This is a genomic window from Actinomadura luteofluorescens (assembly GCF_013409365.1).
GTDB classification, from domain to species: Bacteria; Actinomycetota; Actinomycetes; order Streptosporangiales; family Streptosporangiaceae; genus Spirillospora; species Spirillospora luteofluorescens.
Genome location: NZ_JACCBA010000001.1, coordinates 9,354,091 through 9,368,980 on the forward strand (window position 1 = coordinate 9,354,091; position 14,890 = coordinate 9,368,980).

Consider the following 14,890-nt stretch of genomic DNA (forward strand, 5'->3'; position numbering starts at 1 on the left):
CGCCGGATCCGGTCAGTCGGGGGCGTCGTCGTCGGGGTCCCCGGCGGCGATCCCGGCGAGGGTCCGCAGGGCGCGCGCGAGGACGTCCGGCGGCGGGGAGGCCAGGCCGAAGCGGACGGCCCGCGGGGCGGCGGCGCCGCCCACGACGAAGGCGGCGGCCGGGGTGACGGCGATGCCGCGCCGGGCGGCCGCCGCCACGAACGTCTCCGCCCGCCACCGCTGGGGCAGCTCCCACCAGCAGAAGTACGAGCCGGGATCGGACCGTACGGCCGCGCCCCGCAGGCACCGCGCCGCGATCCGCTGGCGGGACGCGGCGTCGGCGCGCTTGGCGGCCATGACCTTCTCGACCGTCCCGCCGGTGATCCAGCCCGCCGCCGCCTCCAGCGCGAACCCCTGCGGGCCCCAGGCGCCGGAGCGCAGCGCGGCGGCGACGCGCCCGGCGAGGGCCGCGGGCGGCAGGACGAAGCCGAGGCTCAGGCCGGGCGCGAGGCGCTTGGAGAGGCTGTCGACCAGCACGGTGCGGTGCGGGGCGTGCGCCGCGAGCGGCTCCGGCCCGCCGCCCGGAAGGAACGCCCAGACCCGGTCCTCCACGGCGTGCAGGCCGAGCCGCTCCAGCGCGCCGGCCAGCTCGGCGCGGCGCTCCTGCGGCATCGTGGTCCCGCGCGGGTTGTGCAGCGTCGGCTGGACGTAGACGGCGCCGAGCGGGGCGGCGCGGTGGGCGTCGGCGAGCGCGTCCGGGCGCAGCCCGTGCTCGTCCATCGCGATCGGGACGGGCGTCACGCCGAGCCGGGCCGCGATCCCCTTGATCACCGGATAGGTGAGCGCCTCGACGCCGAGCCGGCCGCCCGCGGGCACGAGCGCCGCCACGGCTCCCGCGATGGCCTGCCGGCCGTTCCCCGCGAACAGCACCTCGGAGGGGTCGGGCCGCAGGCCCGGCGAGGCGAGCAGCGCCGCCGCGGCCTCGCGGGCGGCGGCTGTCCCGGCGACCCCGGCGGGACCGAGCGCGGCGTCCAGGACGTCCGGGCGGCGCAGGCGCTCCAGCCCCTCGGCGAGCAGGGCGCTCTGCCCGGGGACCACGGGGTGGTTCAGCTCCAGGTCGACGCGGGCGTCGGCGGGCTCGGCGAGCGCGGGCCCCGGCGGGTGCTCGCCCGCGCGGACGAAGGTCCCGCGCCCGACCTCGCCCACCACCAGGCCGCGCCGCGCCAGCTCCCGGTACACCCGGTTCGCCGTCGAGCCCGCGATGCCGCGGCGTCGCGCGAACGCGCGCTGCGGCGGCAGCCGCTCCCCCGGGCGGAGCCGCCCCGCCGCGATGTCGGCGGCCAGCTCGTCCGCGACCCGCCGGAAGTCGTCCATGCGAACCTCCGCATTGCACCGAGAACAATGTCGTTATTGCACCGATGATAGCGCGACTTCTACTCTGGGAAAACTCGAGTCGACTGGAGTGCAATGATCTCGTACGCGGCCGTCGCGGCCATCGCCCTGTTCGCCCTCGGCCTCGTCCTCACCCCGGGGCCCAACATGATCTACCTGGTGTCGCGGTCGGTGACGCAGGGCCGCCGCGCCGGGCTGATCTCGCTCTGCGGCGTCGCCGCGGGATTCCTCGTCTACGTCGCGGCCGCCACCGCGGGCCTCACCACGATCTTCACGCTCGTGCCGCCCCTCTACACGGCGATCAAGCTGGCCGGCGCCTGCTACCTGCTGTGGCTGGCGTGGCAGACGCTGCGGCCGGGCGGCACGACCGCCTTCGAGCCCCGGGACCTGCCCGCCGACCCGCCGCGCCGGCTGTTCGCCATGGGCCTGGTCACCAACCTGCTCAACCCCAAGATCGCCGTGCTGTACGTGTCGCTGCTGCCGCAGTTCGCCGACCCCGGGCGCGGCCACGTCGCCGTCCAGATCCTGCTGCTCGGCGCCGTCCAGGTCGTGATCGCCGTCACCGTCAACGCCCTCATCGTGCTCGGCGCCGGCTCCATCGCGTCCTTCCTCGGGCGCAGGCCCGGCTGGCGGCGCGCCCAGCGCTACCTGATGGGCTCGGTGCTGGCCGCCCTCGCCGTCCACATCGGCCTGCGGCCCGCGACCGCCTGACCCGGCGCGCCCGCCCGCGGGGGACGCGCCCCGCGCCGCCGCGCCGGACCTTGCCATGATGGGCCGGTGATCGCACGCCAGGACGAACCCGGCGGCCGGGAGCCGGACGGGCGCCCCGACGCCTCCATGTCGCTGCTCGCCGACCTCTTCGCCGGCAAGCACCTCGACCCGGGCTACGCCGCGGCCGCGGCGCGCCGGGCCGCCTCCGGCGGTGCCGCGCCGCGGCCGCGGCGGCTGCGCGGCGCGGGCGTCCTGCTCGTCCTCGCCCTCGCCGGGGCGCTGGCCGCCGTCGCCGGCGTCGAGGCCCACCGCGGCGAGCCCGTGGCCGCCGAGCGGCGCTCCAAGCTCGTCGACCAGATCCATGCCCGCACCGCCGAGACCGACGCCCTCCAGCACCGGCTCGACCGGCTGCGGGCCGACACCGAGCGGCGCCGGGCCGCCGCGCTGGCCCGCAGCGCCGAGGGCCGCCGCGTCCGGCGGGCCGTGGCCGCGGCGGGCGCCGCGGCGGCCGCCACCCCCGCCGCCGGCGAGGGCCTCGTGGTCGCCCTGGACGACGCCCCGGCCGCGCCGGGCCGCGCCGCCGACGCCGGCCGGGTCTATGATCAGGACCTCCAGGTCCTGGTGAACGGGCTGTGGGCGGCGGGCGCGCGGGCCATCGGCGTCAACGGCCAGCGGCTCACCCCGACCACCGCGATCCGCGCCGCCGGCGAGGCGATCATGGTCGACTACCGGCCGCTCGACGGACCCTACGAGGTCACGGCGCTCGGCGACGCCGGGCGCCTGCGGGCCGCCTTCGCCGGCTCGTCCGCGGACCGGCGGCTCGCGGCGCTGCGCGACCGGTTCGGGATCAGGTACGGCACGCGCCGCTCGGGCGCGCTGCGGCTGCCCGCCGCGGGCGCGTTCCGGCCGCGGTACGCCGTCCCCCGCGACGGGGGCGGCCGGTGAGCGGGGGAGGGGGGACCGGGGAATGATCGCGCTGATCGGGCTCGTCGTCGGCGTCACGCTGGGCCTGCTGATCCAGCCGGACGTGCCGCTCTGGCTCCAGCCCTACCTGCCGATCGCGATCGTGGCGGCGCTCGACGCCATGTTCGGCGGCGTCCGGGCCCGGCTGGAGGGGATCTTCGACGAGAAGGTCTTCACGGTCTCCTTCGTCAGCAACACCGTCATCGCCGCGCTGATCGTCTTCCTCGGGGACAAGCTCGGCGTCGGCTCGCAGCTGTCCACCGGCGTCGTGGTCGTCCTCGGCATCCGGATCTTCTCCAACGCCGCGGCCATCCGGCGGAAGCTGTTCGGCGCGTGACCGGCGGCGAGGCCACACGGCGCGACGAGGCGCCACCGGGCGGCGAGCAGATACCGGAGGACGAGCAGGCCCAGGAGGACGAGCAGGCCCGGGGAGAAGAGCAGGCCCAGGAGAAGGAGCAAGTCGGACCGGGGCCCGGAGGCCTGCGCGCCCTCGCCGATCTGCTGCGCCCGCGCGTCAGCCCGGGGCAGCTCGTCGGCGGGCTCCTGTGCCTGGTGCTGGGGTTCGCGGTCGCCGCCCAGGTGCGCTCGACCGAACGCGACACCACGTTCGCCACCGCGCGGCAGGACGAGCTCGTCGGCATCCTGGCTGACCTGGGCCAGCGCTCCGAGCGCCTGAGAGGCGACCTGCGCGACCTGGAGGAGACGAAGGCCCGGCTGGAGCGGGACGCCGAGGGCGGGACGGCCCTGCAGGAGGCGCGCGAGCGGGCGACCGCCTACGGCCTGCTCGCGGGCACGCTCCCGGCCGAGGGCCCCGGCATCGAGCTGCGCATCGACGATCCCGGCCGCGGGGTGAAGGCCCTCAACCTGCTGGACGCCCTGGAGGAGCTCCGCGACGCGGGCGCCGAGGTCATCCAGGTCGGCGACGTGCGCGTCGGCGTCGACACCCACTTCCTGGACGAACGCGACGGCATCCGCGCGGACGGCAGGCTCCTCACCGCCCCGTACCGGTTCCTGGCGATCGGCGACCCGCACACGATGACGACGGCGCTGGGCATCCCGGGCGGCCTCGTCCGCACGCTGGAGGGCGCCGGGGCCCACGTACTGATCACCCGGCGCGCGAAGGTGGCCGTCGGCGCGGTACGGTCTCCCTAGAGGGGACGGGGACGGTCGACCGACCGCCGGGCCGGGACGTCGTGATCGCGGCGGTCCGCGCGGCGGCATGGACCTGCGATCATCGGCGAATGTAGTTTGGTGCAGCCGGTTCACCGTTCCAGTTGACCCCTCGGGCAATACCCGCGTAAGTTGCGGCGACCGTCGTGTGAGCGGGCGGTGAGTTGGACCGTGGCCGGGGGCGGGTCCCCGGCGTGGGTTGGGTGAAGGATGCGCGTGGCGCAGGCGGTCCCCGCTACGGCGGGCGGTCCGCGGGCGGCACGCCGATGGTAGGAGGCCGAGCCGATCGATGCCGAGCGTCTACTGCACGCAGTGCGGTCACGCCAACCCGGATGATGCCCGCTTCTGCTCGAACTGCGGCACTCCGCTGAGGAGTTCGGCGCCGCCGCCTCCCCGGGAGTCGCCTGGCGAGTCCACGTCCACGATCTCCATCGGGGGGTTCGAGGCGCTGGACACCGACGCCGGCGCCGAGGAGCCGGTCGGGCCCGACCAGATGGCGATGGAGGCGCTCCCCCCGGGAACCGCGCTGCTCGTCGTCAAGCGCGGACCCAACGCCGGCAGCCGCTTCCTGCTCGACAAGGACCGCACGTCCGCCGGACGGCACCCCGAGAGCGACATCTTCCTGGACGACGTCACCGTCTCCCGCCGGCACGCCGAGTTCGCCCGGCAGGGCGGTGTGTTCTCCGTCCGCGACACCGGCAGCCTCAACGGCACCTACGTCAACCGGCAGCGGATCGACCAGGCCGGGCTGTCGGGCGGCGACGAGGTCCAGATCGGCAAGTTCCGGCTGGTGTTCCTGACCAATCCGGCCCACGGCTGACGGAACGCGGCGAGGTCGCGGCGAACGATGGGAGGGCCCTTGAGCGCGGAGCCGGCCCCGTCCCCGATGACCATCGGGGACGTCCTCGGGCTGCTCAGGCCCGAGTTCCCCGACATCACCATCTCCAAGATCCGCTTCCTGGAGTCCGAGGGGCTCGTCGAGCCCGAGCGCAGCCCGTCCGGCTACCGCAAGTTCGGCGAGGCCGACGTCGAGCGCCTGCGGTACGTCCTCACCGCGCAGCGCGACCACTACATGCCGCTGCGCGTCATCAGGCAGCACCTCGAGGCGCGCGACCGCGGCGAGAGCGTCCCGCCGCTCGGTGACCGCCGCCCCGGCCCCGCCGCGCCGGACCGGCGGCGCCCCCGCACGCTCGTGGCCGCCGACACCACCGCGCCGGACCCCGCCGTCCGGCTCACCCGCCGCCAGCTCCTGGACGGCGCCGGCATCGACGAGGCCCTCCTCGCGCGCCTGGAGGAGTACGGCCTCGTCCGCCGGACGGGCGCGCACTACGAGGGCGAGGCGCTGAACATCGCGCGCGTCGCGGCCGCGCTCGGCGAGTTCGGCTTCGAGGTCCGGCACCTGCGCGCCGTCAAGGCGGCCGCCGACCGGCAGGTCGGCCTGATCGAGCAGATGGTCGCGCCGCAGCTGCGCCGCCGCAGCCGCGGCGCGCACGAGCAGGCCGCCGAGACGGCGCGTGAGATCGCCGCGCTGTCGGTCCGGCTGCACGCCGCGCTGGTCGGCGCGGGTCTGCGCGAGAGCCTCGACCACTGATCGCGCGGCCGTGGAGGTTTTTGCCGCCCCCCGTGCGCCGCGAGCTGTCCGAGCCTGGGTGTACGTTGGCTACATGGTTCGGTCAGGAATCGATCCGCTGCACATGGTGATCGAGACAGCGAGAACCAGCAGGGAGCCGCAGTGAAGCAGATGGAGGTCGTCGGCGTCCGGGTCGAGATGCCCTCCAATCAGCCGATCGTCCTGTTGAAGGAGACGGAGGGCGATCGCTACCTGCCCATCTGGATCGGGGCGGTCGAAGCGACCGCGATCGCCTTCGCCCAGCAGGGGGTGCTGCCCGCCCGGCCCCTCACCCACGACCTGTTCCGCGACGTGCTGGACGCCCTGAGCGTCCAGCTCCGCACCGTCAACATCACCGCGCTGCGCGAAGGGATCTTCTTCGCCGACCTCATCTTCTCCAACGGCGTCGAGGTGAGCGCCCGCCCGTCCGACTCCATCGCCCTCGCCCTGCGCACCGGCGCCACGATCTTCGCCAGCGAGGACGTCCTGGAGGAGGCCGGCGTGGCCATCCCCGACGAGCAGGAGGACGAGGTCGAGAAGTTCCGCGAGTTCCTCGACACGATCTCCCCGGAGGACTTCGGCCGCGCCGGATAGGCCGCCCCCACGCCGGACGGGCCGCCCCTGCGCCCACCCCGAGGTGGGCGATTCCCGTGGCGTATGTCACTCTGGAGTGCGAGTTCATGCCATGGGGCGAATGGTCGCCCATTGCGCCGGACCTGGCGGTTTTTGCGGGGGAACCATCGGGGTATGGACTGCGTGGGTGGCGAAGGTGCGCAGTTTGCCCACGTGAAGCCGGTTCATCCGGGCATGCGACGCGCCGACGGTGAACGTTGACCACACCCTGACCGGCACCTACCGTGCTGGTGGAACACCCGTGGTGTAATTCGTCAAACCCCCTTGACGAACCGCCGCGGGATGATAGAAGCCGGAGGTCCGCGTGGCGGTGAGCAGCGGCGAGGGCAAGGCGACCCCCGACAGGCGCGTGGCGTCCCGCCGTGCCGGAGAGCAGGGTCTGCTCTTCGACACCCAGGTGTCGGTGCCGCCGGAGGATGTCGGCTACCGCGGCCCGACGGCGTGCGCCGCGGCGGGGATCACCTACCGGCAGCTCGACTACTGGGCCCGCACGAAGCTGGTCGAGCCCAGCGTGCGGTCGGCGCAGGGGTCCGGCAGCCAGCGGCTGTACAGCTTCCGCGACGTCCTGGTCCTGAAGGTCGTCAAGCGGCTCCTGGACACCGGCGTCTCGCTGCAGCAGATACGCACGGCCGTCTCCCACCTGCGCGACCGCGGCGTCCAGGACCTCGCCCAGATCACCCTGATGAGCGACGGCGTCAGCGTCTACGAGTGCACCTCGCCCGACGAGGTCGTCGACCTCCTCCAGGGCGGGCAGGGCGTGTTCGGCATCGCGCTCGGACGGGTGTGGCAGGAGGTGGAGGGCAGTCTGGCGGAGCTGCCCGCTGAACGCGCCTCCACCGGCGACGACGACCCCGCCGGACAGCACCACGACGAACTGGCCGACCGGCGGCGCGCCCGCCGCACCGGCTGAGGCCGGGCCTCAGAGCGCCTCCTTGCGCTGCAGGAAGGCGAACGCCCCCCACCCCGGCAGGACCGGCAGCCACAGCGTCAGGAGCCGGTAGAGCAGCACCGCCGACGTGGCCGTCTCCGCCGTCAGCCCCGAGATCGTCAACGCCAGCGTGAGCGCGCCCTCGACGGCCCCGAGCCCGCCCGGCGTCGGCGCCGCCGACCCGACCGCGTTGGCGGTGAGGAACACCAGCACCACCGTCGTCCACGGCAGCGACCCGCCGAACGCCCGGACCGACGCGTCGAGGCACAGCGTGAACGCCAGCGTCAGCAGCAGGGTTCCGCCCATCCCGGTGGACAGCTTCTTCGGCGACTGCAGCACGTCCACCAGGCGCGGCACCACGCCGGAGAACATGGCCCTCAGCCGGGAGGCGACCACCCTCCGCACCCGCGGCACCGTCAGCGCGAGCCCCGCGAGCAGCCCCAGGCCGAGCACCGCGAGGACGATCGTCCGGGACGGGGCCAGGTCCTGCGTCGCCTTCGCCGTCGAACCGGTCAGGAACCCGAACAGCACCAGCAGCAGGATGTGGGTGACCATCCCCACGAGCTGGGAGGCGCCCACGCTCGCGACGGCGAGGGCGGGCCGGACGCCCGAGCGCTGCAGGTAGCGCGTGTTGACGGCGACGCCGCCTACGGCCGCCGGCGCGACCAGCTTCACGAACGACGCCGCCAGCTGCACCAGGACCGTCCGCCACAGCGGCAGCCGCTCGGGGACGAACCCCATCAGCATGAACGCGGCGGCGACATAGGTGAGCGCCGCCGCCCCGAGGGCCGCCGCCACCCAGTGCCAGCTCGCCGTGGCCGCCAGACGGCCGATGTCCAGGCTCGTCACCTGCGGGATGACGATGTACGCCGCGACCGACAGCGCCACGATGCTGACGATGGTCCGGGGCCGGAACCGCTCCAGCTTGGCCGGGGGCGCCTCCGTCTCCGGCTTCAGCCGGACGATCTGCTCCCGGATGCGGGTCAGCAGGTCCTTGTGGCGCCGCAGCGCGGTGCGGGTCTCCCGCGACAGCGCCACCCGCTGGAGCAGCGGCACCGCCCCGCCGAGGGCCTCCTCGCCCAGCACCGGCGCCGCGGTCCGCACCGCCCGCTCCGGCCCCGTGCGCAGCGCCAGGGTCGTGAGCAGCTGCGCGAGGTCCAGGCGCAGCGCCAGGTCGCCGGCCGCGGTCTCCCCGGACCGCAGGTCGGTGAGGTAGGCGAGGCCGTCGTCGCCGACCAGGACCGCCTCGCCCTCCAGCCGCCGGTGCGCGAGCCGCCCCGCCTGCAGGGACCGGAACTGCCGCCACACGTCCGCCAGCAGCTCGTCGGTGACCTCCCCGTCGGGGACGTCCCCGAGCCGCCGCCCCGGGACGTGCTCGTAGGCCAGCAGCGCCGCCTCGGTGCCGACCTCGCACGTGCCGACGAGCCGCGGCGTCCGGGCGCCCGCGGCGTCCACCGCGTACGCCATCAGCGACTCCAGTTCCAGGGACCGGCGCAGCGACCGCAGCGTCCGCCCCGTCGTGGCGCCGCGCAGCCGCAGCAGCCGCCAGACCCGGTACAGCAGCCCGGCGGTCTGCTGGTCGCGGTCCAGGACGCGGACCTCGATGTCCCAGTCGCCGTGCGCCCCCCGGCCCGCCGGGAGCCGGGCGCCGTACCCGTCCTGGGGGCAGGAGGCGAGGGCGACGCCGTAGCGGCGGCTCTCGTCGGCGGCGTGCGCGTCGTCCAGGCGCGCCCCCCGCTGCGGGCGCAGGCCGAGCCGTTCGAGCGCGGCCACCACGGCCGCGCCGGACGGGCGCGGGTTCGGCGTCCCGACCGCGTAGAGGGTGCCGTGGCCGATGGCGCGGCCCAGCAGGTAGGTGGCCGCCAGCGCGGCGACGGAGGCGTAGGACGCGGTCAGCCCCGTCAGCGCCGCCAGCCCGATCATGGTCCAGGTCGCGGCCTGCCAGCGGGCGCGGCCCGCCATCCCGACCGCGCTGACGAACGCGATCACCGGGGCGATGTCGGTGTGCACCGGCGCGGTCTCGGTGCCGCCCCAGATCAGCGAGTCGAGCACGCCGCCCGGCGCGGCCCGCACCACCAGGTCGTCCAGGCCCACCGTGACGCCGAAGGCGATCATCGCGGCCAGCAGGGCGATCGCGACGCGCATGCCGTCCTTGTGGAACAGCCGCTCGATCGCGAACGCGATCGGGACGGCCAGCACCCCGAAGCTGGACACCAGCGTCGCCAGCGTCAGCAGCGGCCGCGGCGCGTGCGCGGTGCCCTGCGCGATGTCGGTCTGCAGGCCGTGGGTCGTCTGCTGCGCGATCGACACCAGCAGCATCACCGCCGCCAGCCCCACCACGGACGCCGCGAACCGGATGGCGTCGGAGGGCCGGCGGATCCGGTACGGCTGGGCGGGCTCGTCGACGGGCGCGGCCGCGGCGGCGCCCTGCGCCGGGCGCACCGCGCCGTCGTGGGTCTGTGTCACGCCGTACCGCCGCCCTGACCATCCGCCATCGTGATCAGCGTCCCAGACCCGGCGGCGCGCCGTCGAGTCGCGGGGCCGCCGCCGGGACGCGCGTCCATCCCGCAGCCTCATCTCCCCGCCCCCGTGCGGCCCGGAACCGTCGCGTCCCAGGTGAGTCAGCACATGGTACTCGCCGGTACGGCCCCGGCGCCCGGCGGCGCGGCCCCTTGCGGCGGGCCGGAACGACGTCGCGGACGCGCCTTTGGGTAGGGTTCGACCTAGGACATGCCGTCGACCCTGTGCGGGAGAGACCCCACGCCGCCAGCGTGGGGCGCCGAAGGGGCAACCTCCCCGGAACCTCTCAGGCAAAAGGACCGCGCGGGCGAGGCACCTCTGGAAAGCAGGCGCCGGTCCCCCCACGGGGGCGGGCGGCTCACCGAAGGGGAAACCCCGCCGCGCGGGTGAAGCTCTCAGGTGCCGATGACAGAGGGGGAGACCGGCCCGCCGGCCAGCGCCGGCGGCGCACCTGAGCGACCGCAGCAGCCAGGAGGCCCTCCATGACCGCCCAGTTCTTCGCCCCCGTGGCCGCGCCGCAGCATCCGCGGTCGGCGTTCGCCGACCGGCATGTGGGCCCCTCGCCGGACGACCAGGCGAGGATGCTGGCCGCCATCGGCTACTCCGGCGCCGAGGCGCTGATCGACAAGGCGGTCCCCGCCGCGATCCGCACGTCCCGGCCGCTGGACCTGCCGCCCGCGCTGAGCGAGACGGCCGCGCTGGACCGGCTCCGCGAGCTGGCGTCCCGCAACACCGTCCTGACGTCCATGATCGGGCTCGGCTACCACGGGACGACCACGCCCGGTGTGATCATGCGCAACGTGCTGGAGAACCCGGGCTGGTACACCGCCTACACCCCCTACCAGCCGGAGATCTCCCAGGGGCGCCTCGAAGCCCTGCTGAACTTCCAGACGATGGTGGGCGACCTGACCGGGCTGCCCGTCGCGAACGCCTCCATGCTGGACGAGGGCACCGCCGCCGCCGAGGCCATGGCACTCGCGCACCGCGTCTCCAGGCGCAAGGAGCCCGGGACGTTCCTCGTGGACGCCGACGCCCTCCCGCAGACGATCGAGGTCGTCCGGACCCGCGCGATCCCGCTCGGCATCGAGGTCGTCATCGCCGACCTGTCCGGCGGCCTCCCGGACGGCGACTTCTTCGGCGTGCTGCTGCAGTACCCGGGCGCGTCCGGCGCCGTCCGCGACCTGGAACCGGTCATCGCGCAGGCCCACGAGCGCGGCGCCAAGGCCGTCGTCGCGGCCGACCTGCTCGCGCTGACGCTGCTCCGCCCGCCCGGCGAGTCCGGCGCCGACATCGCGGTGGGCTCCGCGCAGCGGTTCGGCGTCCCCTACGGGTTCGGCGGCCCGCACGCCGGCTACATGGCGGTCGGCGAGGGCATCCAGCGCCAGCTCCCCGGGCGGCTCGTCGGCGTGTCCGTCGACGCGGACGGCGCCACCGCCTACCGGCTGGCGCTGCAGACCCGCGAGCAGCACATCCGCCGCGAGAAGGCCACCAGCAACATCTGCACCGCCCAGGTCCTGCTCGCCGTGATGGCGAGCATGTACGCCGTCTACCACGGCCCCGAGGGCCTGGCCGCGATCGCGCAGCGGACGCACCGCCGGGCCGCCGAGATCGCCGCGGGGCTGCGCGCCGGCGGCGTCGAGATCGTGCACGACTCGTTCTTCGACACCGTCCTGGCCCGCGTGCCCGGCCGCGCCGCCCAGATCGTCGCGGCGGCCCGCGAGCGCGGGATCAACCTGCGCCCGGACGGCCCCGACCGGGTCGCGATCGCCTGCGACGAGACGACGCTGCCCGAGCACGTCACGGCCGTGCTGGACGCGTTCGGCGCCGCCGCGGCCGGCGACGTCCCCGAGGCGTTCCCGGACGTCCTGCGCCGCGAGAGCCCCTACCTGACCCACCCCGTCTTCCACGCGCACCGCTCCGAGACCGCGATGCTGCGCTACCTGCGCAGGCTCCAGGACAAGGACATCGCGCTCGACCGCTCCATGATCCCGCTCGGCTCCTGCACCATGAAGCTGAACGCCACCGCCGAGATGGAGCCGATCACCTGGCCCCAGTTCGCCGACCTCCACCCGTTCGCGCCGCTCGACCAGGCGGCCGGCTACGTCGAGCTGATCGGCGAGCTGGAGGGCTTCCTCGCCGAGATCACCGGGTACGCCAGGGTCTCCGTCCAGCCGAACGCCGGCTCCCAGGGCGAGCTGGCCGGCCTGCTCGCCATCCGCGGCTACCACGCCTCCCGCGGCGAGGAGCACCGCGACGTCTGCCTGATCCCCTCCTCGGCGCACGGCACCAACGCCGCCAGCGCCGTCATGGCCGGGATGCGGGTCGTCGTCGTCACGTGCGACGAGGGCGGCAACGTCGACCTCGACGACCTGCGCGCCAAACTCGCCGCGCACGGCGACCGGCTCGCGGCGATCATGGTGACCTACCCGTCCACGCACGGCGTCTTCGAGGAGACGATCACCGAGGTGTGCGCGGCCGTGCACGAGGCCGGCGGCCAGGTCTACGTCGACGGCGCCAACCTCAACGCGCTCGTCGGCCTGGCCCGCCCCGGCGAGTTCGGCTCGGACGTCTCCCACCTCAACCTGCACAAGACGTTCTGCATCCCGCACGGCGGCGGCGGCCCCGGCGTCGGCCCGATCGGCGTCCGCGAGCACCTGGCCCCGTTCCTGCCCAACCACCCGCTGCGCGAGGAGGCCGGCCCCGGCACGGGCGTCGGCCCCATCTCCGCGGCCCCGTGGGGATCGGCCGGCATCCTGCCGATCTCCTGGGCCTACATCGCGATGATGGGCCCCGACGGCCTGCGCGCAGCGACCGAGGGCGCCATCATCGGCGCCAACTACCTCGCCGCCCGCCTCGCCCCGCACTACCCGATCCTCTACACCGGCCGCAACGGCCTCGTCGCGCACGAGTGCATCGCCGACCTCCGCAAGATCACCAAGGAGACGGGGGTCACCGCCGAGGACGTCGCCAAGCGCCTCATCGACTACGGCTTCCACGCCCCCACCCTCTCCTTCCCCGTCGCCGGCACCCTGATGATCGAGCCCACCGAGTCCGAGGACCTCGCCGAACTCGACCGCTTCTGCGACGCCATGATCGAGATCCGCCGGGAGATCCAGCGCGTCGCCGACGGCGGCTACGACGCCGACGACAACCCCCTCAAGAACGCCCCCCACACCGCCGCCTGCCTCGTCTCCGACGACTGGAAGCACGCCTACACCCGCGAGGAGGCCGCCTACCCCCTCCCGTCCCTCCGGGAGAACAAGTACTGGCCCCCCGTCCGCCGCATCGACCAGGCCTACGGCGACCGCAACCTCGTCTGCTCCTGCCCGCCCCCCGAAGCGTTCGAGGACTGAATTGGATTGTGGTTGTTCTGGGTGAGGCGCCTGGGGGCGCCTCACCCAGAACAACCACGTGCGATCGCTGTGTTTATTGCAGTGCTCTCCTCCTTCGGGCCTGGCGGCCCTCCATCGTCGGGCACCGCGTGCGATCGCTGGCATCGCTTCGACTCGCCTGGCGGCTCGCTGCGCGATCAGGTTCTCGCTTTGCTCGAACCTGCCTTCGGACGCGATCGCGGTGGTTCGGGTCGCTGGTGGCTTGGGGGTGGGCTGGGCGCCGTTCACGTCGTCTTGATGGTCGGCGATGATCGCGCGGGCCTGGGGGCCGCCGGTTGGGTGCTGTCGCGCGTGGCGCCGGGCTTGGCGGGGCGCGGGGGCGGCACGGGCGATGGATTTGTGATCTTGCTTGGGTTTTGGGTGTCGTCGCGGGACGGGGGCGGCGCGGATCGCTACGCTCTTTGCGGACCCCGACCCCCAGAGGGCAGAAGAGCGATGATCGAGTCTCCGGACGCGGTATCCGACGACGCGGCGCGACTGTGCGAGGAGGCCCGCGGCCTCGCCGAGGACGGTGAGGCCGAGCGGGCCGCACTGCTGTTCGAGAGGGTGCTCGCACTGGGCGACACCCCGTTCCGGGCGCGGGCGGCGCTGGGGCTGGCGGTCGTCCTCGACGACGCCGGGCACGTCGAGCGCGCCCGGGAGGCCGACCGGGCCGCGATCGCCACCGCCGACCCCGAGTACGGGCCGCGCGCCGCCTACCACCTGGCGCTCACCCACGAACGGGCCGGCGAGCAGGAGCGGGCGGCGCCCGCCTGGCGGGTCGTGGTCGACTTCGGCAACCCCGCCTACCTGCCGCCCGCCCACCTGGCCCTCGCCCGGATCGCCGACGACGCCGGCGACTTCGACACCGCCCGCGGCCACTGGGAGGCGGTGATCGCGACCGGGGACGCCGAGTACGGGCCGCCCGCCGCGCACGACCTGGCCCAGCGGCTGCTGGAGCGCGACGAGCCCGCCCGGGCCCAGCGAGCCCTGACCGCCGGGCTCAAACTGATCGACCGGGGCACCGACCCCTACGCGTACGGCAGGCTCGCCGTCGCGCTCGGCATCTCCTACCTCGACCAGGCGATCGGCGCGTTCGGCGCGGCGCTGGGGGAGGAGCCGACCGACCCGGAGGTCGGGCCGCTGGCCACCGAGCTGCTCGCGCGGACGCTGCCGCTGCGGGGGCGGGGCGCCGAGGCGGGCGAGGTGTGGCGGCGGGGGCTCGCCGAGCCCGGCACCGCCGGGCAGGTGCGGGCGCGGCTGCGCCGCGACTTCGGCGACTCCGACGACGACGGCGACCTGTGGTGGGAGCCGGTCGTCGAGCACGCCGTGTCCGACGGGACGCTCCCCGCCCTCGCCGGCGAGGCGTTCGGCGCCCTCGACCACATGTACGCGCTGCTCGCCGTCCGGTACGCCGAGCGCCGGGCGGGCGACGCCCGCGAGACCCTCGGCAGTGCCGTCCGGGTGCCGGGCGGCTACGCGTGGGGGCCGCTGCTGCACGAGAGCTTCGCCGAGCGGTTCCGCCTGGCGACCGGCTCGGCCGCCCCGGACCTGACCGAGGGCTAGGCGGTTTTTTCGCAGTCCCGGCCACTTCGCTCGCCTGGCGGCTCGCTG

General features: G+C 74.9%; 12 protein-coding genes and 2 riboswitches. Of the genes, 10 read left to right on the forward strand and 2 right to left on the reverse strand.

From position 1 onward, the window contains the following. Nucleotides 1–12: 12 nt before the first annotated feature. Complete coding sequence (locus BJY14_RS42975; protein ID WP_179848847.1) at nucleotides 13–1,353, reverse strand: aminotransferase-like domain-containing protein; 1,341 nt, start codon at nucleotides 1,351–1,353, stop codon at nucleotides 13–15. Between the two features lie 93 nt (nucleotides 1,354–1,446). Between BJY14_RS42975 and BJY14_RS42980 the strand changes: the two genes are divergently transcribed. The 8 genes from BJY14_RS42980 to BJY14_RS43015 all read left to right on the forward strand — a co-directional run bounded on the left by BJY14_RS42980 (nucleotide 1,447) and on the right by BJY14_RS43015 (nucleotide 7,367). After that, a complete protein-coding gene (locus tag BJY14_RS42980) occupies nucleotides 1,447–2,082 on the forward strand; it encodes a LysE family translocator (RefSeq protein ID WP_179848848.1) in 636 nt (211 codons plus the stop codon). A 66-nt stretch (nucleotides 2,083–2,148) separates the two neighbouring features. Continuing rightward, a complete protein-coding gene (locus BJY14_RS42985) occupies nucleotides 2,149–3,027 on the forward strand; it encodes a DUF881 domain-containing protein (RefSeq protein WP_179848849.1) in 879 nt (292 codons plus the stop codon). Between the two features lie 22 nt (nucleotides 3,028–3,049). Further along, a complete protein-coding gene (locus BJY14_RS42990; RefSeq protein ID WP_179848850.1) occupies nucleotides 3,050–3,382 on the forward strand; it encodes a small basic family protein in 333 nt (110 codons plus the stop codon). Beyond that, nucleotides 3,379–4,197, forward strand: coding sequence for a DUF881 domain-containing protein (locus BJY14_RS47595; RefSeq protein ID WP_179848851.1), 819 nt, complete (start codon nucleotides 3,379–3,381; stop codon nucleotides 4,195–4,197). Before BJY14_RS42990 ends, BJY14_RS47595 begins: the two co-directional genes overlap by 4 nt. A gap of 307 nt (nucleotides 4,198–4,504) precedes the next feature. Further along, nucleotides 4,505–5,035, forward strand: a complete 531-nt coding sequence (locus tag BJY14_RS43000; protein WP_179848852.1) for a double zinc ribbon and FHA domain-containing protein — start codon at nucleotides 4,505–4,507, stop codon at nucleotides 5,033–5,035. Between the two features lie 39 nt (nucleotides 5,036–5,074). Then, complete coding sequence (gene ftsR, locus BJY14_RS43005; RefSeq protein WP_179848853.1) at nucleotides 5,075–5,806, forward strand: transcriptional regulator FtsR; 732 nt, start codon at nucleotides 5,075–5,077, stop codon at nucleotides 5,804–5,806. A 141-nt stretch (nucleotides 5,807–5,947) separates the two neighbouring features. Further along, entirely contained in the window at nucleotides 5,948–6,418 is a 471-nt protein-coding gene (locus tag BJY14_RS43010; protein ID WP_067468341.1) for a bifunctional nuclease family protein, read from the forward strand. A 343-nt stretch (nucleotides 6,419–6,761) separates the two neighbouring features. Further along, nucleotides 6,762–7,367, forward strand: a complete 606-nt coding sequence (locus BJY14_RS43015; protein WP_179848854.1) for a MerR family transcriptional regulator — start codon at nucleotides 6,762–6,764, stop codon at nucleotides 7,365–7,367. Nucleotides 7,368–7,376: 9 nt separating this feature from the next. Here BJY14_RS43015 and BJY14_RS43020 read toward each other — a convergent pair whose 3' ends face one another. Next, nucleotides 7,377–9,851, reverse strand: a complete 2,475-nt coding sequence (locus BJY14_RS43020; protein ID WP_312879747.1) for a lysylphosphatidylglycerol synthase domain-containing protein — start codon at nucleotides 9,849–9,851, stop codon at nucleotides 7,377–7,379. Nucleotides 9,852–10,122: 271 nt separating this feature from the next. After that, nucleotides 10,123–10,217, forward strand: a riboswitch (glycine riboswitch). Then, a riboswitch (glycine riboswitch) is annotated at nucleotides 10,218–10,327 on the forward strand. It begins immediately after the preceding riboswitch. 60 nt (nucleotides 10,328–10,387) lie between these two features. Here BJY14_RS43020 and gcvP point away from each other — a divergent pair. Further along, complete coding sequence (gcvP, locus tag BJY14_RS43025; protein ID WP_179848856.1) at nucleotides 10,388–13,258, forward strand: aminomethyl-transferring glycine dehydrogenase; 2,871 nt, start codon at nucleotides 10,388–10,390, stop codon at nucleotides 13,256–13,258. Between the two features lie 474 nt (nucleotides 13,259–13,732). Next, nucleotides 13,733–14,842, forward strand: a complete 1,110-nt coding sequence (locus BJY14_RS43030; RefSeq protein WP_179848857.1) for a tetratricopeptide repeat protein — start codon at nucleotides 13,733–13,735, stop codon at nucleotides 14,840–14,842. Nucleotides 14,843–14,890 lie beyond the last annotated feature (48 nt).